Origin of the sequence: Aquincola agrisoli (assembly GCF_036621135.1) — a bacterium.
Taxonomy (GTDB): domain Bacteria; phylum Pseudomonadota; class Gammaproteobacteria; order Burkholderiales; family Burkholderiaceae_C; genus Aquincola; species Aquincola agrisoli.
Window position 1 is genome coordinate 121023 of sequence record NZ_JAZIBG010000031.1, and the last position, 23055, is coordinate 144077.

The 23055-nt window shown below is 73.7% G+C and carries 22 protein-coding genes; 8 read left to right on the forward strand and 14 right to left on the reverse strand.

The genetic code is table 11. The features are described 5' to 3' along the window. Positions 1 to 7: 7 nt before the first annotated feature. Complete coding sequence (hemB, locus tag V4F39_RS16220) at positions 8 to 1027, reverse strand: porphobilinogen synthase (RefSeq protein ID WP_332290737.1); 1020 nt, start codon at positions 1025 to 1027, stop codon at positions 8 to 10. A 236-nt stretch (positions 1028 to 1263) separates the two neighbouring features. Between hemB and V4F39_RS16225 the strand changes: the two genes are divergently transcribed. From V4F39_RS16225 to V4F39_RS16235, 3 genes are all read left to right on the forward strand, one after another. Next, positions 1264 to 1692, forward strand: a complete 429-nt coding sequence (locus V4F39_RS16225; protein WP_332290739.1) for a CopD family protein — start codon at positions 1264 to 1266, stop codon at positions 1690 to 1692. Between the two features lie 7 nt (positions 1693 to 1699). Continuing rightward, a complete protein-coding gene (locus V4F39_RS16230) occupies positions 1700 to 2839 on the forward strand; it encodes a VanZ family protein (protein WP_332290741.1) in 1140 nt (379 codons plus the stop codon). A gap of 78 nt (positions 2840 to 2917) precedes the next feature. After that, positions 2918 to 6193 carry a response regulator gene (locus V4F39_RS16235; RefSeq protein WP_332290742.1) on the forward strand — a complete coding sequence of 1092 codons (3276 nt, stop codon included), beginning with the start codon at positions 2918 to 2920 and terminating at the stop codon, positions 6191 to 6193. Positions 6194 to 6224: 31 nt separating this feature from the next. Here V4F39_RS16235 and V4F39_RS16240 read toward each other — a convergent pair whose 3' ends face one another. The 12 genes from V4F39_RS16240 to V4F39_RS16295 all read right to left on the reverse strand — a co-directional run bounded on the left by V4F39_RS16240 (position 6225) and on the right by V4F39_RS16295 (position 18759). Next, positions 6225 to 7061: a ChaN family lipoprotein gene (locus V4F39_RS16240; protein ID WP_332290744.1), complete on the reverse strand. Its 837-nt coding sequence runs from the start codon at positions 7059 to 7061 to the stop codon at positions 6225 to 6227. Next, positions 7058 to 7882: an ATP-binding cassette domain-containing protein gene (locus tag V4F39_RS16245; protein ID WP_332290746.1), complete on the reverse strand. Its 825-nt coding sequence runs from the start codon at positions 7880 to 7882 to the stop codon at positions 7058 to 7060. Before V4F39_RS16245 ends, V4F39_RS16240 begins: the two co-directional genes overlap by 4 nt. Beyond that, on the reverse strand, positions 7879 to 8964 hold the full coding sequence (locus V4F39_RS16250; protein ID WP_332290748.1) for a FecCD family ABC transporter permease: 1086 nt from the start codon (positions 8962 to 8964) through the stop codon (positions 7879 to 7881). Before V4F39_RS16250 ends, V4F39_RS16245 begins: the two co-directional genes overlap by 4 nt. Beyond that, complete coding sequence (locus tag V4F39_RS16255) at positions 8964 to 9842, reverse strand: heme/hemin ABC transporter substrate-binding protein (RefSeq protein WP_332290750.1); 879 nt, start codon at positions 9840 to 9842, stop codon at positions 8964 to 8966. The genes V4F39_RS16250 and V4F39_RS16255 overlap by 1 nt, the downstream gene beginning before the upstream one ends. After that, positions 9839 to 10918, reverse strand: coding sequence for a hemin-degrading factor (locus tag V4F39_RS16260; RefSeq protein ID WP_332290751.1), 1080 nt, complete (start codon positions 10916 to 10918; stop codon positions 9839 to 9841). Before V4F39_RS16260 ends, V4F39_RS16255 begins: the two co-directional genes overlap by 4 nt. A 26-nt stretch (positions 10919 to 10944) precedes the next feature. Continuing rightward, positions 10945 to 13134, reverse strand: a complete 2190-nt coding sequence (locus V4F39_RS16265) for a TonB-dependent hemoglobin/transferrin/lactoferrin family receptor (protein ID WP_332290752.1) — start codon at positions 13132 to 13134, stop codon at positions 10945 to 10947. A gap of 158 nt (positions 13135 to 13292) precedes the next feature. Next, positions 13293 to 13553, reverse strand: coding sequence for a hypothetical protein (locus tag V4F39_RS16270; RefSeq protein WP_332290754.1), 261 nt, complete (start codon positions 13551 to 13553; stop codon positions 13293 to 13295). 60 nt (positions 13554 to 13613) lie between these two features. Beyond that, positions 13614 to 13823 carry a hemin uptake protein HemP gene (gene hemP / locus V4F39_RS16275; RefSeq protein ID WP_332290756.1) on the reverse strand — a complete coding sequence of 70 codons (210 nt, stop codon included), beginning with the start codon at positions 13821 to 13823 and terminating at the stop codon, positions 13614 to 13616. 95 nt (positions 13824 to 13918) lie between these two features. Further along, the gene (locus V4F39_RS16280) at positions 13919 to 15046 is read right to left on the reverse strand and encodes a DUF1513 domain-containing protein (protein WP_332290758.1); all 1128 of its coding nucleotides are present in this window, start codon (positions 15044 to 15046) and stop codon (positions 13919 to 13921) included. After that, on the reverse strand, positions 15036 to 16139 hold the full coding sequence (locus tag V4F39_RS16285; RefSeq protein WP_332290759.1) for an imelysin family protein: 1104 nt from the start codon (positions 16137 to 16139) through the stop codon (positions 15036 to 15038). Before V4F39_RS16285 ends, V4F39_RS16280 begins: the two co-directional genes overlap by 11 nt. Then, positions 16139 to 17602 (reverse strand): di-heme oxidoreductase family protein, encoded by a 1464-nt coding sequence (locus tag V4F39_RS16290; RefSeq protein WP_332290760.1) that lies wholly within the window; start codon positions 17600 to 17602, stop codon positions 16139 to 16141. Before V4F39_RS16290 ends, V4F39_RS16285 begins: the two co-directional genes overlap by 1 nt. Then, entirely contained in the window at positions 17599 to 18759 is a 1161-nt protein-coding gene (locus V4F39_RS16295) for an imelysin family protein (RefSeq protein ID WP_378235128.1), read from the reverse strand. Before V4F39_RS16295 ends, V4F39_RS16290 begins: the two co-directional genes overlap by 4 nt. A 103-nt stretch (positions 18760 to 18862) precedes the next feature. On the opposite strand from V4F39_RS16295, the gene V4F39_RS16300 reads away from it, so the two are divergent. Genes V4F39_RS16300 through V4F39_RS16320 form a run of 5 tightly spaced genes read left to right on the forward strand, consistent with a single transcriptional unit; the run spans position 18863 to position 22244 of the window. Continuing rightward, complete coding sequence (locus V4F39_RS16300; protein ID WP_332290761.1) at positions 18863 to 19189, forward strand: (2Fe-2S) ferredoxin domain-containing protein; 327 nt, start codon at positions 18863 to 18865, stop codon at positions 19187 to 19189. Positions 19190 to 19213: 24 nt separating this feature from the next. After that, on the forward strand, positions 19214 to 19831 hold the full coding sequence (locus V4F39_RS16305; RefSeq protein WP_332290763.1) for an alpha/beta hydrolase: 618 nt from the start codon (positions 19214 to 19216) through the stop codon (positions 19829 to 19831). Positions 19832 to 19856: 25 nt separating this feature from the next. Continuing rightward, the gene (locus tag V4F39_RS16310) at positions 19857 to 21005 is read left to right on the forward strand and encodes a D-alanyl-D-alanine carboxypeptidase family protein (RefSeq protein ID WP_332290764.1); all 1149 of its coding nucleotides are present in this window, start codon (positions 19857 to 19859) and stop codon (positions 21003 to 21005) included. 30 nt (positions 21006 to 21035) lie between these two features. Next, positions 21036 to 21911, forward strand: a complete 876-nt coding sequence (locus tag V4F39_RS16315) for an aminotransferase class IV (RefSeq protein WP_332290765.1) — start codon at positions 21036 to 21038, stop codon at positions 21909 to 21911. 42 nt (positions 21912 to 21953) lie between these two features. Further along, a complete protein-coding gene (locus tag V4F39_RS16320) occupies positions 21954 to 22244 on the forward strand; it encodes a YbeD family protein (protein ID WP_332290766.1) in 291 nt (96 codons plus the stop codon). Here the strand turns inward: V4F39_RS16320 and V4F39_RS16325 are convergent. Continuing rightward, on the reverse strand, positions 22228 to 22932 hold the full coding sequence (locus V4F39_RS16325) for a tetratricopeptide repeat protein (protein WP_332290767.1): 705 nt from the start codon (positions 22930 to 22932) through the stop codon (positions 22228 to 22230). The genes V4F39_RS16320 and V4F39_RS16325 overlap by 17 nt on opposite strands. Positions 22933 to 23055: the final 123 nt, after the last annotated feature.

Consider the following 23055-nt stretch of genomic DNA (forward strand, 5'->3'; position numbering starts at 1 on the left):
GGCCCGGTCAGGCCTGGCGCAGGCGGCGCGCCGCTTCGAGCGCGAAATACGTCAGCACCCCGTCGGCACCGGCGCGCTTGAAGGCGAGCAGCGCCTCCATCATCGACGCCTCGCCGTCCAGCCAGCCGTTCTGCGCGGCGGCCTTCAGCATCGCGTACTCGCCGCTGACCTGGTAGGCGAAGGTCGGCACGCGGAACTGGTCCTTCACGCGGCGCACGATGTCGAGGTACGGCATGCCGGGCTTGACCATCACCATGTCGGCGCCTTCGGCGATGTCGAGCGCCACCTCGCGCAGCGCCTCGTCGCTGTTGCCGGGGTCCATCTGGTAGGCCTGCTTGTTGCCCTTGCCCAGGTTGCCCTTGCTGCCGACCGCGTCGCGGAAGGGGCCGTAGAAGGCGCTCGCGTACTTGGCGCTGTAGGCCATGATGCGGGTGTGGACCAGCCGGCGCTCCTCGAGCACGGCGCGGATGGCGCCGATCCGCCCGTCCATCATGTCGCTCGGCGCGACGATGTCGACGCCCGCCTCCGCCTGCACCAGCGCCTGCTGCGTCAGCACCTGCAGCGTCTCGTCGTTCAGGATGTAGCCGGTGTCGTCGATCAGGCCGTCCTGGCCGTGCGTGGTGAAGGGGTCCAACGCCACGTCGGTCAGCAGGCCGAGGCCGGGGAAGCGGTCTTTCAGCGCGCGCACCGCCCGCGGCACCAGGCCGTCGGGGTTGCCGGCCTCGCGGCCGTCGGGTGTCTTCAGCGCGGTGTCGATCACGGGGAACAGCGCCATCACCGGCACGCCGAGCTTCACGCACTCCTCCGCCACCGGATAGAGGCGGTCGAGCGACAGCCGCTGCACGCCCGGCATGCTGGCGACGTCCTGCACCTGGTTCTGCCCGTCGAGCACGAACACCGGCAGGATCAGGTCGGACGCCTGCAGCGTGTGCTCGCGCACCAGCGCACGGGTGAACGCGTCGCGGCGCAGGCGGCGCGGCCGGCTGGCCGGGTAGGGGGGCAGGGGAGGGAGGTGGAATGAGCTCACGGGGCGGCTTTCTGCGGCGAAGTCAAGCAGCGGATTCGGCAGCCTGCTGGTTTGTCCTCGTTTCTACGCTGTAACAAACGCCGTTCAAGCCGCTAAAATCACACATGAATGGTATCCGCAAGGTGTCCATTCCCTGCTTTTCCTCCCTGAGCAGGTGCCTTGGCGCTATAGGCGAAAAGGTTTTGCAGCCCCGGCCTGGCCGGGGCGCTTCTTTTTGCGCTGTCCATAATGGCCCGATGAGTTCCTCGTACCTGTGGGTCAAGGCCTTTCACCTCGTCTTCGTCGCGAGCTGGTTTGCAGGCCTCTTCTATCTGCCGCGCATCTTCGTCAACCTGGCGCAGGTGCCGCCCGACAGCCACGCCGAACGGGAGCGCCTGCTGGTGATGGCGAGGCGGCTGCTGCGTTTCACGACGCTGCTGGCCATCCCCGCATTGCTGCTCGGCCTGGTGCTGTGGCTGGGCTACGGCGTCCAGGGCGGCTGGCTGCATGCCAAGCTGCTGTTCGTCGTGCTCGTGCTGGGCTACCACCACGCCTGCGGCCTGCTGCTGCGCAAGTTCGAGTCCTTCTCCAACCGCCGCAGCGAGCGCTGGTTCCGCGTCTTCAACGAAAGCGCGGTGCTGCTGTTCATCGCGATCGTGGTGCTGGTCGTCGTCAAGCCCTTCTGACAGCGTGGTGGGCAGTGCATCGGTCCGCCAGGGCAGTTCGGCGACACCGCTGGCGCTGGTGTATGCGCTGCTCATCGTCTACGCCAGCCTGTACCCGTTCAGTTCGTGGCGATGGCCCGCCGGGCACGAGTTCCTCGACCTGATGCGGCTGCCCTGGCCGCGCTGGCGAGACCGCTTCGACGAGGTCGCCAACCTGCTGGGCTACCTGCCGCTGGGTGCGCTGCTGTACGGCGCGGTCGTGCGCAGCGGCGGCCGGGCGTGGGCGGCTGCGCTGCTGGCCGTGCTGCTGCCGGCGGGGCTGTCGTATTCGATGGAGGTCACGCAGACCTTCCTCGCGTCGCGCGTGCCCTCGCTGCGCGACTGGGTGCTCAACGCGGCTGGCGCCGCCGCCGGCATGCTGGTGGCCGCCGCGGCGCACCGCCTGGGCTGGGTCGAGCGCTGGCAGGCGATGCGCCAGCGCTGGTTCGTCCGCCAGAGCGCCGGCGCCATCGCGCTGCTGCTGCTCTGGCCGGTGGGCCTGCTGTTCCCGCAGCCGGTTCCGCTGGGCGTGGGCCAGGTGGGCGACGAGCTGCGGCAGGTCGTGCTGGCCGCACTCGCCGACACGCCCTGGCAGGACGCCGTGCCGGCCTGGTTCATGCCACCCACCGGCGCGGCGGACACGCCGCTGTCGCCCTTGCACGAAGGCGCCTCGATCGCGCTCGGCCTGCTCGGCCCCTGCCTGGTGGCCTTCGCGGTCACCGCGCGGGGCTGGCGGCGCGTGGTGCTCGCGGCGGGGGCGGCGGGGCTGGCCTTCGGCGCCACCACGCTGTCCACCGCGCTCAACTTCGGGCCCGACCATGCGCTGAGCTGGCTCACGCCGGTGAGCCTGCCGGCGCTCGCGTGGGGCCTGGGCCTGGCGATGCTGTGCTCGCTGGCGGGCCGGCGGCTGGCGGCCGCGCTGGGGCTGATGGCCCTGAGCGCGATGGTGGCGCTCGTCGCGCAGGCGCCGTCCGACCCCTACTTCGCCGCCAGCCTCCAGGCCTGGGAGCAGGGCCGCTTCATCCGCTTCCACGGCCTGGCGCGCTGGCTGGGGTGGTTGTGGCCCTACCTGGCGATGCTGTGGCTGCTGTCGCGCCTGACCGCGCGCCACGACGATCCCTCGGGGTGACCCGCAGGCGGGGCCCGGCGGGCACCGCCTTGTGCACAATCGAAAGTCACCCTCTTCTGCGTGGAACGAGAGAGCCGCATGCTGTTGTCGGGAGCTTGGCGCGCGGGCGGGCCGCGATGGCGGATGGCCGCGGCCGGTGCGCTGGCCGTGCTGTGGCTGTGCGCGGCCTTCGGGGCGTGGGCGGCGCCCTTGGCAATGACCGACGCGGAGCGCGGAGCGCTGCAGCGCACGGGCGTGCTGCGTGTGGGCTCCGACTTTGTCGAGTACCCGCCGGTCGAGCAGTTCGAGGGCGCGTCGGGCTACCGCGGCATCAGCGCCGACTACCTGCGCACCGTGGCCGAGCGGCTCGGCGTGCGTGTCGAGCTGGTCCGCTACCCGGCCTGGGATGCGGTGCTGCAGGCGCTGCAGCGCGGCGAGATCGACCTCGCCCCCACCGTCGTGGCGACCGAGCACCGGCAGCGCACGATGCTGCTGTCGGACGGCTACCTGCGCAGCCGGCACTACCTGCTGGTGCGTGCCGACGATCCGACGCTGCGCTCGCCGCGTGACCTCGAAGGCCGTGTGCTGGCCTCCGAGACTGGCTACGCCCGCCACGGGCTGGTGTCCGAGGCCGTTCCCGGCGTCCGGTTCCTGCCGGTCGACAGCCCCGAGCAGGGCGTGCGCGCGGTGTTCTCGGGCGCCGCCGACGGCTATGTCGGCAGCGGCCTGGTCATCCGCTACCTGCTGGCGACCCTGGATGTATCGCACCTGGAGATCCGCGGCGAGATGAACCTGCCGCCGGAGATCGCGACCTTCGGCGTCTCCCCCGTGCGGCCCGAGCTGCTGCCGCTCGTCAACCGCGCGCTGGCCTCGATCAGCCCGGACGAGCACCAGGCGATCCGCATGCGCTGGGTGGCCTCGCAGGTCGAGGCGCCGATGCTGCAGTCGCTGGTGGTGAGCTGGCCGTACCTGCTCAGCCTGGCGGCGGCTGGCCTGCTGCTGTTCGTGTGGAACCGGCGGCTGCAGCGCCAGGTGCTGCAGCGCCGGCAGGCCGAGCGTGCCGCGCAGGAGGCCCGGCAGCAACTCGACGACATGGCCAACTCGCTGCCGGTCGTGGTGTTCCAGCGCGTGATGACGCCTGGCAGCGACCGCTACACCTTTGTCGGCCGCGGCGTGCAGGAGATCTTCGGCTGCAGCGCGGAGGAGCTGCTGCAGGATCCGCAGCGGTGCTGGCGCCACGTCCACGAGGACGACCTCGGGTGGCTGCGCGCGCAGGCGGCGCAGCTGCACAGCGTCGGCCGCAACGGCAGCGTGGAGTTCCGGGTGCGCCTGGACGGGCGCGTGCGCTGGATCGAGTCGTCGACCACCACCGCGCGGTACCCGGACGGCTCCCGCGTGTTCAACGGCGCCTGGCGCGACGTGACCGAGCTGAAGGAGGCGCAGCAGGTCGCCGAGGCGGCGGCGATGGCCAAGAGCGCCTTCCTCGCCAACATGAGCCACGAGATCCGCACGCCGATGAACGCCATCCTCGGCATGTCGCGGCTGGCGCTGGCCAGCGGCCTCGACGAGCGGCAGCGCAACTACGTGCAGAAGGTCGAGCGCGCCGCGCGCTCGCTGCTGGGCATCATCAACGACATCCTCGACTTCTCGAAGATCGAAGCCGGCAAGCTCGACATGGAGCGCGTGCCGTTCGACCTCGACGACGTGATGGAGAGCCTGGCCAACGTCGTCGGCCTGCAGGCCGAGGAGAAGGGCCTGGAGCTGATGTTCCGGCTCCCGCCTGACGTGCCGACCGCGCTGGTGGGCGACCCGCTGCGACTGGGGCAGGTGCTGGTCAACCTGGGCAACAACGCGGTCAAGTTCACCGAGCGCGGCGAGGTCGAGGTCAGCGTCGACGTGCTGGAGCGCGGCGACGACGTGGTGCTGCGCTTCGCCGTGCGCGACACCGGCGCGGGCATGCTGCCCTCGCAGCGCGAGCGCCTGTTCAGGCCGTTCGAGCAGGTCGACAGCTCCACCTCGCGGCGCCACGGCGGCACGGGCCTGGGCCTGGCGATCTGCAGCCACCTCGTCAAGCAGATGGGCGGCACGATCACCGTCGACACCGCGCCGGACGCCGGCAGCGTCTTCACCTTCAGCGCCCGCTTCGGCGTCCAGGGCGCGGCCGGCGCGGCGGCGGGGGTGCCCGAGCTGCAGGGCCGGCGGCTGCTGGTGCTCGACGACCACCCGGGCGTCCAGCAGGTGCTGGCCGAGATGGCGGCCGGCCTGGGGTTCGTGGTGGAGACCGCCCGCGACGGCTGGGACGTGCTGCGCCGGGTCACGCTGGCCGCGCAGGCGGGCAGCCCATTCGACCTGGCGCTGCTGGACTGGAAGATGCCCGGCATGGACGGCCTGGAATGCGCGCGCCAGCTCGGCGCCGCGGTGCCGGTGGTGTTGCTGGCGACGGGGCTGAACCGCGACGACCTGCTGGAGCGCCTGGCGCCGGCCGCCGGGCTGCGGCGCGAGGTGCTGGTCAAGCCCGCCACGCCGGCGGCCATGCGGCGGGCCTTCCTGGCCGCGCTGGGGCTCGCGCCGGGCGGTCCGGCCGATGCGCCGCCCGACGACCATGGCGCCGCCGCGCACGCCCGGTGGCTGGCCGGCCGGCGGGTGCTGCTCGTCGAGGACAACCCCATCAACCAGGAGCTGGCGCTCGAGCTGCTGCGCGCGGCCGGCCTCGTCGTCGCGGTGGCCGAGAACGGCCAGGAGGCGCTGGACCGCCTGGCGCGCGAACCGTTCGATGCCGTGCTGATGGACTGCCAGATGCCGGTGATGGACGGCTACGAGGCCACGCGTGCCATCCGGGCGCAGCCGCAGTGGCAGGCGCTGCCCGTCATCGCGATGACCGCCAACGCGATGGCGAGCGACCGCGAGCGCGCCTATGCCGCCGGCATGAACGACTACATCGCCAAGCCGATCGAGGTCGGCACGATGTTCGACGTGCTGGCGCGCTGGCTGCGGCAGGCCGCGGCGGCGCCCGGCGCCGGTGCGGCGCATCCGCTGGCGGGGTTGCCCGGGGTGGACCTGGCGGCCGGCGAGGCGGCCACCGCCGGCAACGGCGCGCTGTACCACAGGCTGCTGCTGCGCTTCAGGGACGCGCACCGGGATTTCGAAGCCCAGTTCGAGCAGGCGCTGGCCGACGACCGGCCCCGCGCGCGCCGCCTGGCGCACGACCTGCGCGGCGTGGCCGGCACCCTGGGCCTGCCCGTCGTCTCGCGGGCGGCGGGCGTGCTCGAGCAGGCGGTCGAGCAGGGCGGCGATGCCGCGCAGCCGCTGGCCGACGTGCTGGCCGCGCTGCGCCCGGTGATCGACCGGCTGGAGCGCGGCTCGGTCGCGGCATGAGGCCGGCCGGCGGCGGCCGCGCGGGTGCGCCTCACGCCGGCCTGCGCTGCAGTGCCGTGCAGGGATCCGGCCGCGACGGCGCCGGCATGTCGAAGGCCACGTCGTAGGCCGCCGGCGGCCCGGCATCCTCCAGCAGCCCGATCGACACGCAGCGCGCCTGCAGGTCGGCCGGCAGCCAGCGCGGCACGCCGATGTCGCGCCGCACATGGCCGTTGCCGGCCAGCAGCACGGCGCCGCGCCCGGCGTGCGCGGCGAGCTGCCGGGCCATGAACTGGTCGCGCGCCACCTGCGCCTGCATCAGCCGGCCGGCCAGGGCGGTGTCGACATGGCCGCAGTGGCTGTCGACGATCGCCTGCGTCTGCGCCGCGGCGATGTCGGCCGGCACCGCGCCGTCGAAGCCGTGGGCGGCCAGCCCGCCGGCGATGATGCGCCGGGTGTCGGCGCGCGACACGTTGGCCGCCACCAGTGGCAGCGAGAACTCGAACGCCAGCTCGATGAAGGGCCGGTACAGCGGCCATTGCCACCCCGCGCCGCCCTGCGGCCAGCCGGCGGCGATCAGCGCGTCGGCGGTGGCGCCCGGCGTGGCCAGCACGCGGTCGAGGGCGGCCTGGTGCTCGCGGTCGAACTGCTCCATCAGCAGCGCCGGGCGCCGGCCGGTGCGCAGCAGCCGCCGCAGCGCCTGGGCGCGCAGTGCATGCTGGGCCGCGTTGTCGTGCACTTCGCCGAGCAGCACCAGCGGCTGGGATCGCAGCGCGGCGTCGAGGGCGCGGTCGCGCTGCGCGGGCGCATCGGCCGGCGCCGGGCGCTGCCAGGCGGCGCAGCCCGCCGCCAGCGCAGCCGGCAGGCACAGCAGCAGGCGGCGCTTCATGCCGCCAGCAGCAGTTGCGGCACCGCGTCGGCGCCCGCCACGGCCTGGCACCGCACCCGCCAGACGCGGGCAACGAGCCCGGGCTCGATCACCGCGCGGGCGGGCCCCTGGGCGCAGGCGCGGCCCTCGGCCAGCACCAGCGCATCGTCGGCGTAGCGCAAGGCCAGGTTCAAGTCGTGCAGGACGGTGATCACTCCCATGCCGGACTCCTTCGCGCAGCGGCGCACCAGCGCAAGCATCGCATGCTGGTGCTGCAGGTCCAGCGCCGCGGTGGGCTCGTCCAGCAGCAGCCAGCACGGCGGTGCGCCGGGCGGCGGTGTGTCCAGCGCCCCCACCTGCACCAGGGCGCGCGCCAGGTGCACCCGCGCCCGCTCCCCGCCCGACAGGCTGGCCACGCCCCGGTCGCGCAGCGTCCGCAGGCCGCAGGCCTCGAGCGCCCGTTCGACGCGCAGCGCCTCGCCGGCGCGGCGGGGGTGCGGCAGGCTGCCGAGCTCCACCAGCTCGTGCACGCGGAAGTCGAACGCGCTGGCCGTGTCCTGCGCGACCAGCGCGCGCTGCCGCGCCAGCCCGGCGGCCGGCAGCGCCTGCAGGTCGGTGCCCTGCCAGTCGATGCGGCCGGCATCGGGCCGGCGCCATTGCGACAGCGCGCCGAGCAGCGTGGACTTGCCCGCGCCGTTCGGGCCGAGCACGGCCGTCACGCGGCCGGCCTCGAAGGCGGCGTCCAGCGGGCCGAGCAGCGTGCGCCCGCCGGCGCACAGCTGCAGGCCGTGCGTGGCGATCCGATGAACTTGCGACCCTGCGGCCGGCCCGGCGATGCTCATGCGCTCGTCCTTCGCCGCAGCAGCAGCGCCAGGAAGAACGGCGCGCCGATCAGCGCGGTCAGCACGCCCAGCGGCAGTTCGGCCGGCGCGGCGGCGGTGCGTGCGAACGTGTCGGCGCACAACACCAGGGCCGCGCCCAGCAGCGCGGAGCCGGGCAGCACGCTGCGGTGGTCGGGGCCGGCGGCGAGGCGCACCAGGTGCGGCGCCACCAGGCCGACGAAGCCGACGATGCCGGTCACGGCCGTCACCGCGCCGACCGCCAGCGCCACCGTCAGCACGGCCAGCCGCTTGACCCGCTCCACCGGCACGCCCAGCGCGTGCGCCTGCGCCTCCCCGAGCGCCAGGGCATTGAGCGCGGACGACAGGCGCAGCGCCGCCAGCACGCTCGCCGCGACGGCGGCGCCGACCAGCAGCGCGGACGACCAGCGCGCCCCGCCGAGGCTGCCCAGCAGCCAGAACTGCAGCGCGCGCAGCTGGGCGTCGGTCGCCACCTGGCTCAGCCAGCCCAGCATCGCGGCCGCGAGCGCGTTGATCGCGATGCCGGCCAGCAGCATCACCGTCAGCCGGGTCGCCCCCTGCACCTGCGCCACCGCGTAGACCAGCGCGGTCGTGGCCAGCGCGCCGCCGAAGGCGCTCGCCACCAGCGCCCAGCTGCCCAGCAGGCGCGGCAGCGCCGGGAACCAGGCCTGGCCTGCGACGATGGCGGCGGCCGTGGCCAGCGCCGCGCCGCTGGAGACGCCCACCAGGCCCGGATCGGCCAGCGGGTTGCGGAAGATGCCTTGCAGCAGCGCGCCGGCCACGGCCAGCGCGGCGCCGGCCGCGACCGCCAGCAGCAGCCGCGGCGCCCGGATCTGCAGGAAGACCAGGTGGTCCGCCGACCGCTGCGCCGCGCCGGCCGGATCACGCGCCAGGTCGGCGAGCACCTCGGCGAGCCGCAGCGGCGCGATCGCGTAGGCGCCGCTGCCGGCGGCCAGCACCAGCGCGAGCACGGCCAGCAGGGCGAGCAGCCCCAGCAGGCCGCTGCGGGACAGGCGCCGCGCGCCCGCCTGCCGTGCGCTGCCGGGCAAGGTGGCCGCCACCATCAGCCGCGCAGCCCCGCCAGCACGGCGGCCAGGTCGGCCACGGCGGCGGGCAGCCGGGGTCCGAAGCCGAGCAGGGCCAGGGCGTCGGGCGCGTACAGCGCACGCCGGCGACCGGCAGGTGTCAGCGGCAACCCGGGCTGCTCCCAGAACCTGTCGGCGCCGCCCGCCGCCTCGATCGCCTGGCGCGTCGTGAGCACCAGCTCGGGCGCCGCCGCGACCACCGCCTCGGCCGTCATCGGCCGGTAGCCCTGGAAGCCCTGCAGCGCATTGGCGCCGCCGGCCAGTTCGATCATCGCGTGGGCCGCCGTGCCGTGGCCCGACACCTGCGGCGAGCCGCCATGGGCCAGCACGAACAACACCTTCGGGCGGCTGCCGCCCCGCTGCTGCAGGGCCGCACGCACCGCCGCCTGCGCTGACTGCCATTGCGCGTCGACCTGGCGCTGCAGCGCCTCGGCCTGCGCGAGGCGCCCGGTCGCGCGGCCCACGGCCAGGATCTTGCGGCGCAGGTCGTCGATGTCGTGGCTGCTGTGCAGCAGCGCCAGCCTCACGCCGGCGCTGCGCAACTGCGCCAGCGCCACCGGCGGGCCGGCCTCGTCGGTGCTCACCACCACGTCGGGCCGCAGCGACAGCAGCCCCTCGGCCGACAGCTGGCGCTGGTAGCCGACCTTGGGCGTGTGCAGCGCGGCCTCGGGGTGGACGCTGGTGGTGTCGGTGCCCGCCAGCTGGGCCTGGGCGCCCAGCAGGTAGACGATCTCGGTCAGTGCGCCGCCCACGGTCACCACCCGCGGGGCCGGCTGCGCGAAGGCCGGCGCGGGGCCCACCGCCGGCAGCACGGCAGCGGCGCAGGGCAGGGCGGCCAGCAGCGCGCGGCGCTTCATGCCGGTTGACGCAGCGGTGCCACCAGGGCGCGCCAGGCAGGCTGTTCCGCCTGGCCGGGCTGGCGGGCGCCGAAGAACTGCACGATCAGCCGGCGCGCACTGTCGAACACCTCGAGCGAGGTGACGGTGCCGGCGTCGGTGGGTTTCTCGACCACCCAGGCGCCGGCGATGTGGTCCTCGCGCAGGTGCAGGTTGAAGCCGGGGTCGAGCACGTTGAGCCATGGCCCCATCGGCTCGATGCGCCTGACCGGCCCGGTGTGGATCTGGATGCAGCCGGGGTTGCCGACGAACACCATGACCGGGGTGCCGCCGGTGGCCGCGGCCTGCAGCAGCGTGCGCACCGAGGCGGCCGGCACGCGCTGCGTGAAGCGGCCTTCCATCAGCTCGAGGCCCTGCTGGCGCTCGACGCCGTGCTGCCTGAGCAGGCCGAAGAACTCGTGCGTGTCGTGCATGCCGGCCCAGGCCTGGCCGAAGGCCTCGACGTCGATCGTGTCGTCCGGCCGCGGGGGCACCGGCGCCTCGGCGGGCACGAAGCGCGGCGGCGGGCTGGTGGTGTCGGCGAAGTCCGCCGCCACCTGCTGCCAGCGCGCCGCATCGGTCTGCCCGCGCGGATAGATCTTGTGCACCGCGGTCCCGTTGGCGTCGAAGAACTGCAGGCTGGGCTGCGGCCCGGCGGGGCCTTCGCGCGCGGGCTCGTGGACCGCGAAGCCGCAGGCCCAGTGGTGGAAGAAGATGCGCAGGTCGATGTCCTCGCCCACCGCCAGGCCCACCGGCCCCTGCGCCGAGAGGCCCTGGTAGACGCCGGTCTTCTCGTGCACCACGCTGGCGTTGCGCGTCAGCGCCATCAGCGGGCCGCAGTCCTCGAGGCTGCGCAGCAGGTCGATCCACGGGCCGCGCAGGCGCACGGCGCGCAGGCCGGCCGCGGGGAGGTCTTCGCCGGCTCCGGGCACGTGCGCGGCGATCGCCGCGCCTTCGGACAGGCCCAGGGATTCGGCGGCATCCTTGGGGCGCAGCCCGCCGGCGCGGGCCTCGGCGAAGCGGACGCGCAGTGCGGCGCGGGAGGGTTCGGTGGCCATCGTCGGCATGGTTTCGAAGGGGTGGATCACAGGTCCCAGACCAGCGTGACGCCGGCATGGCGGCCCGGCGAGGTGTAGGCGTCGGCGACCGTGGTGGTGGCTGGCACGCCGGCCACGTTGGCCCAGTCGAGGACCTTGCGGTCGGTGAGGTTGTAGAGGCCGCCGGACAGCCGCAGGCCGGGGCGCAGCGTCCACCGGGCGGTGAGGTCGACCACGGTCGAGCGGCCGGTGGCCAGCAGCGGGCCGGCCTGGCCCGTGCTGTCGATGTCCTTGCGGTGCTTGGCGGCACGGTGCGTCAGGTCCATGCCCACGCGCCACGCGTCGGTGTCGTAGGCGGCCCCCAGCGTCAGGCGCGCGGGGTCGACGCTGTTGAGCGGCTGGCCGGTGTCGTCGTCGCGGCCGCGGGTGTAGCCGTAGGCGGCCCGCAGCTGCCAGGCGCCGGCGAGGGTGATGTCGCCCTTCAGCTCGAAGCCGCGGATGCGTGCGCGGGCGCGGTTGACCGACTGGAAGACCATCGGGTCGGCGGCGGTGCCCGTGCCGCCGACCCGCACCCGGTCGTCGATGAAGTCGCGGTAGCGGTGGTGGAACACCGCGGCCTCGAACGAGGCCGCGGCCCCGCCCGCCTTCACCCCCAGCTCGAACCCGCGGCTCTTCTCGGGCTTCAGGTCGGGGTTGGGGATGCTGCGGTAGAACTGGGCCGGGTTCTCGAAGTACTCGTTGAGCTGGTACGGGCTGGGTGCGCGGAAGCCGGTCGCGAACTGGCCGTAGATGCGCCACACCGGGTCGATGCGCCACAGCGCGGCGAGCTTCGGGCTGAGCGCCGAATCCGACAGCGAGGCGGGGTCGGGCAGCGACAGCGGGTCGCCGCGGCGCGGGCTCAGCCGGTAATGGTCCCAGCGCAGGCCGGGGGTGACGGTGACGCGGCCGTGGGTGATCTCGTCCTGCGCGAAGAGGGCGAAGCTCTGCTCGGTCGTGTCCGGGAAGCGCTTGAGCGGGAAGGTCTCCCCGGCGGGCGGCGTCACGCCGGTGGTGTACTGCGTGAGCTTCGTGCGCGACACGTCCATGCCGTAGGTGATGCGCTGCGGCAGGCGGCCCTGCGGGAGCGACTTGTCGGCCAGCACCGAAGCCTGCACGCTGCGTTCGCGGTAGCGCGCATCGCGCTGGCGGTCGGCCGCGGTGGCGCGGTCCTCGGCCGCGAACTGGCGTGATTCGCTGCGCTGCACGCCCAGGCTGAAGCGGAGCTCGTCGGCGATCGGCAGGCCGGCCTGCCAGTGGTGCTCGACGCTGGCGCGCTGGCGCTCGCGGCGCTCGCTGCCGTCGAGGTCGAGCACCGTGGCGCTGCGGCCGGAGAGGATCTCGTACTCGCTGCGGTGCGTGTTGGCCTCGAGCGTGAAGGTGCTGGCATGCCCGGCGGCCGCTTTCCACGCGCCCTTGAACAGGGCAGCCCCGCCGCGGTCGTCCTGCGGATTGGGTTCGGTGCGGGTGGCGCCGGTGCCGCCGACGCTGCCCTGGTTGTCCAGCGCGTGGCCGCGCAGCGCGCTGGCCGAGACCAGCCATTCGAAGCGTTCGCTCGCGCGCACCGCGACGGTCGCCCCCAGGCGCAGGCTGTCGTCGTCGCCGCTGTACGACAGGCCGACCTGGCCACCGACCGGGCGGCCGTTCTTCAGGAACGACGACGGGCTGCGCGTCGTGAACGCGAGCACGCCGGCGAGCGAGTCGGAGCCGTAGAGGGCCGAGGCGGGGCCGCGCACGAGCTCGATGCGGTCGATCACGCCGAAGTCCACGTGGTCGCGGCCGAAGGCGTTGGCGCCGATGCCGTAGCTGCGCGGCAGGCGCAGGCCGTCGATGACCATCGCGACACGGTTGGCCCCGAGCCCGCGCACCGTCAGGCCGGCGTTGCCCTCGCGCCCGGCCGTGCCCTGCGCCAGGCCGAAGCGGGCGGGCTGGCGCGGCACGCTGACGTTGGGCAGGGCCCGTGCGAGGTCGCGCAGGTCGGTGACCTGGCCCGCTTCGAGCGCCTCGGCGTCGAGGCTGTCGATGCGCACTGGCTCGTCGAGCGCGGCGCGCTCGCCGCGCGAGGCGGCGGTGACGACGATGGTCTGCACCGCCGCGGCGGGAACGGCCGCGGTGATGGGCGGGGTCTGCGCCCGTGCGGACAGGCAGCAGGCGGTGGCCGCGGCCGCGGCGAGCCCGGTCAGGGCGGGGGCGGCGAGCAAGGCGGGGCGGGAACGGCAGTGAACGGGCATGGAGGCGAGCACAAGCGATCCGGCACGGCCGGCGATGCCGGCACGGCGGGCGCGATCGGTCAAGGGGGGATGGACGAGGACGGCGCGGGTGCGGTGCCGGCGAGGGGCCGGACGACGCGCGGCGTGGGTCAGTGCCAGCGCGGGGGCACGGCGGGCGGCCGGGGCAGCGCGGGGGCTTCGGCCTCGGCGGCGCCGTCAGGGCCGATGCCCTGGCAGGCCTGGGCCAGCAGGCGGGCCAGTTCGTGGAAGGCTGCGGGCTCGAAGCGCAGCGTCATCACCGGCAGGTGCAGGTGGACGACGCCACACCCGGCGCAGGTGGTGACGCTGCCGAGGGGCGACGACGCCAGGGTGGTGAGCGCGTCGTCGGCGTGCGGGGAATGGGCTGGCATGGTGCGGCTTGGTTGGGGCGCGCGGCGGCCAGCCCGTGGGAATGGAAAGGGGTGGGCGTCCTACTTGGTGAGGATCAGCTTGCCGAGCGCGGTCAGGCGCAGGCGGTAGACCGAGCCGTAGTGCTCGATCTGCACCTCGTTGGCGCCGTCGAGCAGCGTGCGGCTCGTCAGCGTGCGCAGGGGCCGCGGGGCGGCAGGTGCGTTGCGGTGGGCGGCCGACCCGGTGTCGGCACGGAAGGGCGTAAGGACCGGGGTCAGGGTGTGTTGCATGAGTCCACTATAAACGCGAATCGTTCGCATTCATAAAGACCTTGATGCTGGCTTGGTTACCAGGCCGCGACCGGGCCGCCGCCGGGGCGCGGCCATCAGGCGCCGGATGCGAGCGCGGCGTGGTTGTCCGGCAGCAGGGCCTGGCGCCAAGGGGTGGCGTGGCGCCCGGGGGCCAGCGGCTGGAGACCCCGCGGGCCGGCCACCCAGGCCCGCTCGCCGAGGGACACCAGCGCGTAGGCCTCCTGGTGGGCCACCAGGCCCTGCCAGCGGCCGTCGACCGACCAGCGCGCCGCTGCATTGACGCGCGGGCAGCTGACGGCGAAGCCGCCGTCGGCGGCGCAGATGTCGCCGCCGTAGCCGCCCAGCGGCTCGGGCGCGGGGATCACCCGCAGCGTCGGCCGGGCTGCCGCGCCGCCGCGGGCATCCGAGAGCACCGCCAGCACCGGCGCGGCGCGGCGCTCGCCGGCGTCCTCGTGCTGGGCCTGCAGCGCGATGCCCAGGTGCCGGCCCTGCCAGGCGAGGTGGCGCAGGCTCAGCCGCCGGTCGGCCGCCCGCCACTGGCCGGTGATGCGGCCGGTGGCGGCGTCCAGGCGCACCAGCGACGAATCCATGCCCGCCAGATCGATCTTCGTGCGGCCGGTCTCCGGGCGGGTCGCCACGCCGCCATTGGCGACGAAGAGGCCGCCCTCGCCGTCGGGCAGCAGGGCATGGTTGTCGACGCCGCCGGTCGGCCATTCGGCCAGCCGCTCCAGCGTGGCGGCATCGCGCCGGACCAGCAGGCCGGCGCCGCTCTCCAGGTCGCTCTCGGTGGTGTAGAGGTGGCGGCCGAGCGGCTGCACATGGCCGCTGAACGCACGGTCCTCCGCCATCCAGTGCCATTGCGTGGCCTGCGGCTTCGCCGGGTGCCAGCGCAGCAGCCATTCGCCGGGCCGGCGCGCGGCCACCAGCACACTGCCGTCGCGCAGCGGCACCAGGCCGTGGGCGCGGGTGGGCACGTCCAGCACGGCGTCTGCCGCCAGCGGCTGCGGCACGGCGCCGTCCGGGCGCAGCGTGAGGCAGCCGATCTGGTGGCGGCCGTCCTCCAGGTCCCAGGCGGCGAACAGGCGCGGCGCGCCGCCGGGCGCGGCGGCGGCGGCCAGCAGCGGCGTGCCGGCGATGGCGCAGCCCAGCGCGCCGCGCAGCCAGCCGCGGCGGGAGCAGGCCGCCGCGGGGTCAGTCGCCATCGGCGTCCGAGAAGCCGATGGCCACTTCCAGCGCCGGCGCGACGCGCTTCTCGATCAGCGACTTGAGGGCACCCAGCTCGCGCGCGGCGGCCAGCGGCGCCGCGGTGGCCTGGGGCGCGGCGCCGTCGCCGAGCGACGCCACCGCCTTGCCGGACGCAGCCACCTGCGTGCCGAGCGCATCGGCCAGCGGATTGAGGCCGCGGCCGCGCAAATAGGCCTCGATCGGCACGCCGCCCTCGCCGATCGGCAGCGCCGGACCGGCGCTCAGCGCCTGCAGCGCCTGCCAGCGGGCCTGCCAGGCCAGCGCGGTGTGGCCCGAGGCATGGCGCGGCCAGGCGACGGGCCGGCCCTCCGCGGAACGCACGGGTTTTTCGATGTCGGCCCAGCGCAGGCGCTCGATGCCGCCCAGCCACTGGTTGATGAACTCGCCGAAGGCGGTGGAGGCCGCCTCGGCCTCCTCGCCCCAGTCGCGCTCGGCGAGGGCCTGGAAGTCCTGCGCGAGCAGCGCGGCCTCGCGCTGCAGGTCCCGGGCCACGGCCAGCGCGAACCGGCATTCCGCGGTGCGGGGGGCGACCGGCCGGGTCCAGAGCAGCCATTCGAGGGCGGGCAGCCCCTTGGCCGGTGCGCCGACCCGGGCCATGCCAGCTTCGCCGGCGGGGGCCGCCTGGATGGCGCGGGCGATCAGCTCGGGGCGTGGCGGCTGGAAGTCGATGCGCCGGCTCGAGCGGCGCTCGACCAGCGGCCCGAACTGCACCGCGCTCAGCGATTCCCAGGCCACCATCGTGTTGCGCCAGCCGGCGCGCGCGGTGTCCAGGCCGCGAGGGGCCGGCGCGTCGCAGCCGGCGGCCAGCGCGGTCGCCAGCGCGGCGGAAGTGTCGGCGAAGGCCCGCGCGCGCGGCAGGTAGTGCAGGCTGTACAGCGCCTGCAGTGCGTGCACCGGCGTGTAGAACGGGACGGCCACGTCGGCGCGGGGCGCGGGCGTGGCCGCCGGGGCGGCGGCGGGCTGGGCCGCGGCCGGGCCGGGCGCCGCAGCCGCCACCGCCAGCGTGCAGGCGGCCAGCCAGCGGGCCGCGGGTCTTGCGGACGTTCGCATCACAGGGACTCCACGAACTTGACGAGCGCCTCGCGCTCCTGGCGGTTGAGCTTCAGCACGCCGTCGCGGCTGGCCTGCGCCTCGCCGCCATGCCAGAGCACGGCTTCCAGCACGCCGCGCGCGCGGCCGTCGTGCAGCAGGCGGGTGTGGCCGTTGACGTCGCGGATCAGCCCGATGCCCCACAGCGGCGGCGTGCGCCACTGCCGGCCGCCGGCATCGAAATCCGGCCGGCCGTCGGCGAGGCCGGGGCCCATGTCGTGCAGCAGCAGGTCGGTGTACGGCGTGATCTCCAGCCCCTTCAGCGCCGGGCTCGACAGGCGCGGGAAGCGCTCCGCCAGCGCGGCATCGCCGGTGACGTAGCTGGGCCGGTGGCACACCGCGCACTGCAACTGCGCGAAGAGCTTCTCGCCGCGCAGCACCTGCGCGTCGCCGGGCTGGCGGCGCGCCGGGGGCGCGAGGGTGGCGGTGTAGAAGACCACTTGCGCCAGCGTGTCGTCGTCGATCTCCGGGCCGTCGCCGCCCCCGCCGCCGTGGGGCGCGGCGCTGCAGTCGGCCTGGGTGGTCGAGCAGGCCTCGCTCGGGAAGATGCTCGAGGTGATGCCCATGTCGCCGATGAAGGCGCCGGCCGTCTGGTGCGCAACGGTCGCGACGTTGGCTTTCCAGCCGAAGCGGCCGACCATCTTGCGCTGCGCCCACGCATCCCACACGTGGTTGGCCTGGCCCTTGATCGGGCCGGGCGTGCGCGCCTGGCGTTCGGCGTTGGCGAGGATCTCGGCCTCCGGGATCGCCTCCAGCAGCCCCATGCCGATCACCTGGGGGGCGATGCGCGGGCTCAGCATCGCGCCAGGCTGCAGCGGGCCGTAGGCGAGGTCGGTGAGGCTGTACGCGGGCTTGAGCAGTTCGTACGGCGTGCCGTCGGCGAAGCGGCCGCGCTGTACCGTCGTGCGGATGCGCACCTGCCCCTCGGGCTTCACCCCGGTGATCGCGGCATTGTTGAGCTGGTCGCCGTAGACGGGATCGGGCTTCGGCCCGCCATGGGGATCGGTGCCGGGCACCGACAGGCGCATCAGCAGCGCGACGGGCGGCTCGGTGTTCAGCCCGTTGCGGAAGTCCGGCGGCGCACCGCGCCCGTCCTGGATGTGGCAGCCGCCGCAGGAACGCGCGATGAAGTGCGGGCCGAGCCCGTCGCGCGCCTGGGTCGACGACGGCGCCTCGACCCAGTTGCGGCGGAAGAACGAGTTGCCGATCACGAAGCGCGTGCGCTCAGCGTCGCTCAGGTTGGCCGCGGGAAAGCTGAAGGCGTTGCGGCCGGTGGCGTAGACGGTGGCGGCGCCGGCGGTCGCCGCCCGGGCGTCCGGGCCAGCGGGGGCCGCGCCATTCCCGGTCGCGGCGGTCAGCAGGGGCGCCGCCAGCAGCAGGGCGGCTGCGGCGGCGGCCCGGGCGGTGCGTCTGGCAGGGATCACGGATTGACCAGCGTCAGCTGCGTGATGCCGATGGCCGAGGCGGCGGCGACGAGGTCCTTCGATTGCTGCACGAGGCTGTCGATGACGACCTGGATGCGGCGGCGGCCCGGGGCGTTGTCGTCGCCCAGGATCTCCCGGTCGAACGGCGCGCGGATCTCGCGCGCGGCGGCGACCGACTGCGCGATCTGCCGCGAGGTGCGCTCGGCCAGCGCCGGGTCCTTGGCCTGCACCAGGTCGCGCAGCGAGGGGCCTTCGACCTTGCTGCGGTCGCGCCGGCCGTAGTAGCCCAGCCAGACGTTCTCGATGCCCAGCGCGTTGTTGACCGCGTCGCGGTGGGTGTTGTCGGAGAAGCACGAATGCTCGTCTTCCTGGTCCTGCGTGTTCAGCGCGACTTCCAGCCGCTCGCCGGCCAGTTCGCCGCGCGACAGCGAGCCGAGCCCGACGATCATCTTGCGCACCGACTCCCGGCCGCCCGCCTCGAAGCGCGCGCGGTAGTTGCCCTTGGTGGCCGGCTTCCACGCGTTCACCAGCGTGCGCAGGTCGTCGACCAGCAGCTCGGTGACCACGGCGAGGTAGCGGCGGCGGCGGTCGGCGTTCGGCTTCTTGCCGTCGACGAAATCCTCGAAGCTGCGGTCGCCGGGGCCGTTGTCGTTGAAGTCCTGGCCCCACAGCAGGAACTCGATCGCGTGCCAGCCGGTGGCGATGTTCTCCTCGCCGCCGCGTTCGTTCTGGCGCGACAGGTTCGCCTTGCTGATGACGAACTTCGGGTTGTTGATCAGGCCGCCGTTCGGCTTGTCGCGGGTGCCGTCGACGAAGGATTCGTCCATCGGCCAGGCGTTGATGCGGCCCTCGGGGCCGTTGTCGTCGTCGATCGGGCCGCCGTAGAAGCGGAAGGCCTCGGTCTGGCCGTACCACTCGCGCGCTTCCAGCCAGCGCTTGCGGGCGGCGGCCAGCGTCTCTGCCGAGGGCTGCGCGGTGAAGGCCTTCAGCGCGGCCTGCAGGTCCAGCGCGGCGGCCAGCGTGTCTTCGTACGAGGCGCTGACGAGCACGGCGTAGTGCCGCGCGACGGCGTTGAAGTCGACCGTCTGGGCATGCAGCGGCACGGACGCGGCGGCCGCGCCCGCGGCCATCAGCTGGAGAAAAAGGCGCTTGTTCATGCACGAATGTTATGCGAACGCTTCGCATTTGCATCGTGATGACCGAGTAAAGCGCCGGTGCCGCAGGCCGGCCGGGAACGGGTGGCTGCCTACAATCTCACGCATGAGCTATTACAAGCACCACATCTTCTTCTGCCTGAACCAGCGCGACAAAGGCGAAGACAGTTGTGCGCAGCACGCGGCGCAGGCCGGCTTCGACCGCTGCAAGTCCCGCATCAAGGCCGAGCGCCTGGCAGGCCCCGGCGGTGTGCGTGTCAACAAGGCGGGCTGCCTCGACCGCTGCGCGGGCGGGCCGGTGGCCGTCGTCTACCCCGACGAGACCTGGTACACCTTCGTCGACGAGCAGGACATCGACGAGATCGTCGAATCGCACCTGAAGCGCGGCGAAGTCGTCGAGCGCCTGCTGCTGCCGCCCAACGTCGGCCGCTGAGCCGCCCTTGCCGTCTGCGCCGCCGTGAATTCCCAGACCCAGCGAACCTCGATCGCCGGCCCCGCCGGCGCCCTGCAATGTGCGCTCGACGCGCCGGCCGATGCGGTGCGCGGCGTGATGGTGGTGTGCCATCCGCATCCGCTGCACGGCGGCACGATGGACAACAAGGTCGTGCAGACCGTGGCGCGCGCCGGCCTGCAGTGCGGCCTGCGCACGGTGCGCTTCAACTTCCGCGGCATCGGCGAATCGGCCGGCACGTGGGACGAGGGGCGCGGCGAGGTCGACGACGCGATGGCCGTCGTGGCCGCCTTCCGCGACCCGGCGCTGCCGCTGTGGATCGCCGGCTTCTCGTTCGGCGGCTACGTGGCGTCGCAGGCGGCGGCGCGGCTGCCGCAGGCCGAACGCGCCGCCGGCCTGGTGCTCGTCGGGCCCGCCACACGGAACTTCCCGGTCGCGCAGGTGCCAGACGACACGCTGGTCATCCACGGCGAGGCCGACGACGTCGTGCCGCTGCAGGCCACGCTCGACTGGGCCCGCCCGCAGTCGCTGCCGGTGGTCGTCGTGCCCGGCGTGGGCCATTTCTTCCACGGGCAGCTGCCCGTGCTCAAGTCGCTGGTCGTGCGGCACCTCGGTGGCCGCTGACCTTTCTCTCCTTGTCCTTGTCCGAATGAAAAAACTGTTCTCCTTCGTGCTGGCATTTGCCGGTACCGTGTCCGCCTGGGCCCAGGCCCCGCAGGCGCCCGAACTCGCGGCGCGCAACTACATCCTGATGGACCTGACCAGCAACCAGGTGCTGGCCGAGCGCGAGGCCGACGTCGCGACCGACCCCGCCTCGCTGACCAAGCTGATGACCGCCTACGTGGTGTTCACCGCGCTGCGCGAGAAGAAGCTGACGCTGGAGCAGACGCTGCCCGTCAGCAAGCGCGCATGGGACGAGCGCAAGGGCGACCCGTCGCTGATGTTCATCGACACCACGATGACGCCCAAGGTCGACGAACTGCTGCGCGGCATGATCATCCAATCGGGCAACGACGCCTCGGTGGCGCTGGCCGAGGGGGTCTCGGGCTCCGTCGAGACCTTCGTCGACCGCATGAACCGCCAGGCCCAGGCCTGGGGCCTGAAGAACACCAGCTTCAAGAACGTGACCGGCATGACCGAGCCGGGCCACCGCACCAGCGCGCGCGACATCGCCGTCGTCGCCGCGCACGTCATCCGCGACTTCCCCGAGTACTACCCGTACTACTCGGTGCGCAGCTACACCTACAACAAGATCAAGCAGGACAACCGCAACCTGCTGCTCGGCCGCGACGGCACCGTGGACGGCATGAAGACCGGCTACACCGATGCCGCCGGCTACTGCCTGGTGGCCAGCGCGCAGCGCGACATGCCCAACGGCAAGCGCCGCCTGCTCAGCGTGGTGATGGGCACCTCGTCGCGCGAGGCCCGCGCGAGCGAGAGCCAGAAGCTGCTGAACTGGGGCTACCAGGCCTGGGACGCCGTGCGCCTGTTCGAGGACGGCAAGCCCATCGCCACGCCCGAAGTCTGGAAGGGCACCCAGCGCGAAGCCAAGCTGGGCGCGGTCGGCGCCGTCTACGTCACCCTGCCCAAGGGAGAGGGCGACAAGCTGCAGACCAAGGTGGAGCGCACCGATCCGCTGGTCGCTCCCCTCACCAAGGGCCAGCGCGTCGGTACGCTGAAGGTCAGCAGCGCCAGCGGTGCGCCGCTGGCCGAGGTGCCGCTCGTGGTGCTGGAGCCGGTCGAGCAGGCGGGCATCTTCGGCCGCGCCTGGGACGCGCTGAGGCTCTGGATCAAGTAAGGTGTGCCTGTTGACGCCGTGGAGGTCCGCATGACTGCGTTGCCCGAGTCCCTCTGTTACCTGAACGGGGAAATGACGCGCCTGTGCGACGCGAAGGTCTCGGTGCTCGACCGCGGCTTCATCTTCGGCGACGGCGCCTACGAGGCGATCCCGGTCTACGGCCGGCGCCTCTTCCGCTTCGACGAGCACATCGCGCGCCTGGGCCGCAGCCTGGACAAGCTGCGCATCCCGCATCCGCTGACCGACGTGCAGTGGCTCGCGGTGCTGCGCGAGCTGGTCGCTGCGCACCCGGCCGACGACCAGGTGCTGTACCTGCAGGTGACCCGCGGCGTCGCGCCGCGCGACCACGTGCCGCCGCCGGGCATGGTGCCCACGGTGTTTGCGATGACCAACACGTTCAAGCCGGTGCCGGCCGAGCAGCGCCACCAGGGCGTGGCCTGCACGACCGCGCGCGACTTCCGCTGGGAGCGCGGCGACATCAAGGCCACCTCGCTGCTCGGCGCGGTGCTGGCCCGGATGATGTCGGCCGAGCAGGGTGCGGTCGAGACCATCCTGTTCCGCGACGGCTGGCTGACCGAGGCCTCGCACAGCAACGTGTGGATCGTGCAGGAAGGTGCGCTGCTCGGCGTACCGAAGAGCGAGCACGTGCTCGAAGGCATCCGCTACGACCTGCTGCGCGAGCTGTGCGAGGAGGTGGGCATCGCCTACAACCTGCGCCCGATCGCCGAGGCCGACGTGCGCGCCGCCGACGAGGTGCTGCTGAGCGCGGCGACCAAGGAGGTGCTGCCGGTCACGCGCATCGACGGCGAGGAGGTCGGCCACGGCGCCCTGCGCGGCAAGCCGGGTCCGGTCTACGCGCGGCTCTACGAGGCCTACCAGCGTGCCAAGGCGGCCCAGTCGATCTGACGGGCCGGTTGGAATCCGCGCCGCCGGCCGCATATCGACCCCATGAACACCGCCACCATGCGCCCCATCCCGCCCGAAGAATCGCTGATCGAGTACCCCAGCGCCTTCCCCATCAAGGTGATGGGCGAGAACGTCGACGGCTTTGTCCATGCGGTCACGCAGGTGGCCGAGCGCTTCGACCCGACGTTCGACGCCGCCACCGTGGAACTGCGCCCCAGCAAGGGCGGCAAGTACCTGGGCGTGACGATCACCGTCACCGCCACCAGCCGCGAGCAGCTCGACGAGCTCTACCGCACGCTGACCACGCACCCGATGGTCAAGGTCGTCCTGTGACGGCCGGGGCCGCGCCGGCGGCCAGCTTCGCATCCATTTCCGCGCGCTTGCCGGGCGCGGCCTCGTCGCCGTTGCGCGCGGCGATGTCGTACCAGTAGCGCGCGAGCCGCAGGTCGTGCGCCACGCCGTCGCCCGCCTCGTACATCGACGCGAGGATGTACTGCGCCCCGACGTCGCCGCCCTTGGCCGCCTCGCGGTACCAGTGCGCGGCGGCCGGCAGGTCCTTGGCGGCGCCGCGGCCCAGGTAATAGGCGGTCGCGATCGCCAGCTGGCCGTCGACGCTGCCGCCTTCCGCCGCCCGCAGGTACCAGCGGTTGGCCTGCGGCAGGTCGCGTCGCCCCGCGTCGCCCGTCTCGTAGAGCTGCGCCACCCCATACGCGGCGGTGACGAAGCCGTGCTCGGCCGCCCGCGTCATCAGCCGCAGCGCCTCGGCGCGGCTGGCGCCGGGCACCTCGCCCTGCAGGTGCATCACCGCCAGGTTGTAGTCGGCGGCCGGCACGCCGGCGCGTGCGAGCCCTTCGAACGCCTCGCGCGCCTGCGCCAGCCGGCCCTGTTCGTGGTCCAGCACGGCGGCTTCCAGGCGGGCCTGCAGGGCCTGGCGCTGGGCCGGCGTCGGTTCTGCCGCTGCGGCGGCGGTCAGCAGCGACGCGGCGAGGGCGGTCATCAGAAGGCGCAGCGGCGTGCTCATCGGGTTCTCCTGGGCGGTCGCGAAGCCGGTGGCCGGCATGGGCCCCTTGGGCGGTCCGTCGCCCGGCGGCTTCCATACCTTACGCGAGCGGCGCGCGGCCTGCGCGGCTCGCCCTTCTTTGGC

Excerpts from the sequence above, each read along its gene's own strand:
- V4F39_RS16250 (WP_332290748.1), bottom strand. The coding sequence starts at position 8,964 with ATGGTGGCGGCCACCTTGCCCGGCAGCGCACGGCAGGCGGGCGCGCGG.
- V4F39_RS16285 (WP_332290759.1), bottom strand. The coding sequence starts at position 16,139 with ATGCGAACGTCCGCAAGACCCGCGGCCCGCTGGCTGGCCGCCTGCACG.
- V4F39_RS16270 (WP_332290754.1), bottom strand. The coding sequence starts at position 13,553 with ATGCCAGCCCATTCCCCGCACGCCGACGACGCGCTCACCACCCTGGCG.
- V4F39_RS16280 (WP_332290758.1), bottom strand. The coding sequence starts at position 15,046 with ATGGCGACTGACCCCGCGGCGGCCTGCTCCCGCCGCGGCTGGCTGCGC.
- V4F39_RS16225 (WP_332290739.1), top strand. The coding sequence starts at position 1,264 with ATGAGTTCCTCGTACCTGTGGGTCAAGGCCTTTCACCTCGTCTTCGTC.
- V4F39_RS16315 (WP_332290765.1), top strand. The coding sequence starts at position 21,036 with ATGACTGCGTTGCCCGAGTCCCTCTGTTACCTGAACGGGGAAATGACG.
- hemP (WP_332290756.1), bottom strand. The coding sequence starts at position 13,823 with ATGCAACACACCCTGACCCCGGTCCTTACGCCCTTCCGTGCCGACACC.
- V4F39_RS16260 (WP_332290751.1), bottom strand. The coding sequence starts at position 10,918 with ATGGCCACCGAACCCTCCCGCGCCGCACTGCGCGTCCGCTTCGCCGAG.
- V4F39_RS16300 (WP_332290761.1), top strand. The coding sequence starts at position 18,863 with ATGAGCTATTACAAGCACCACATCTTCTTCTGCCTGAACCAGCGCGAC.
- V4F39_RS16255 (WP_332290750.1), bottom strand. The coding sequence starts at position 9,842 with ATGAAGCGCCGCGCGCTGCTGGCCGCCCTGCCCTGCGCCGCTGCCGTG.
- V4F39_RS16295 (WP_378235128.1), bottom strand. The coding sequence starts at position 18,759 with ATGAACAAGCGCCTTTTTCTCCAGCTGATGGCCGCGGGCGCGGCCGCC.
- V4F39_RS16235 (WP_332290742.1), top strand. The coding sequence starts at position 2,918 with ATGCTGTTGTCGGGAGCTTGGCGCGCGGGCGGGCCGCGATGGCGGATG.
- V4F39_RS16320 (WP_332290766.1), top strand. The coding sequence starts at position 21,954 with ATGAACACCGCCACCATGCGCCCCATCCCGCCCGAAGAATCGCTGATC.
- V4F39_RS16310 (WP_332290764.1), top strand. The coding sequence starts at position 19,857 with ATGAAAAAACTGTTCTCCTTCGTGCTGGCATTTGCCGGTACCGTGTCC.
- V4F39_RS16325 (WP_332290767.1), bottom strand. The coding sequence starts at position 22,932 with ATGAGCACGCCGCTGCGCCTTCTGATGACCGCCCTCGCCGCGTCGCTG.
- V4F39_RS16245 (WP_332290746.1), bottom strand. The coding sequence starts at position 7,882 with ATGAGCATCGCCGGGCCGGCCGCAGGGTCGCAAGTTCATCGGATCGCC.
- V4F39_RS16240 (WP_332290744.1), bottom strand. The coding sequence starts at position 7,061 with ATGAAGCGCCGCCTGCTGCTGTGCCTGCCGGCTGCGCTGGCGGCGGGC.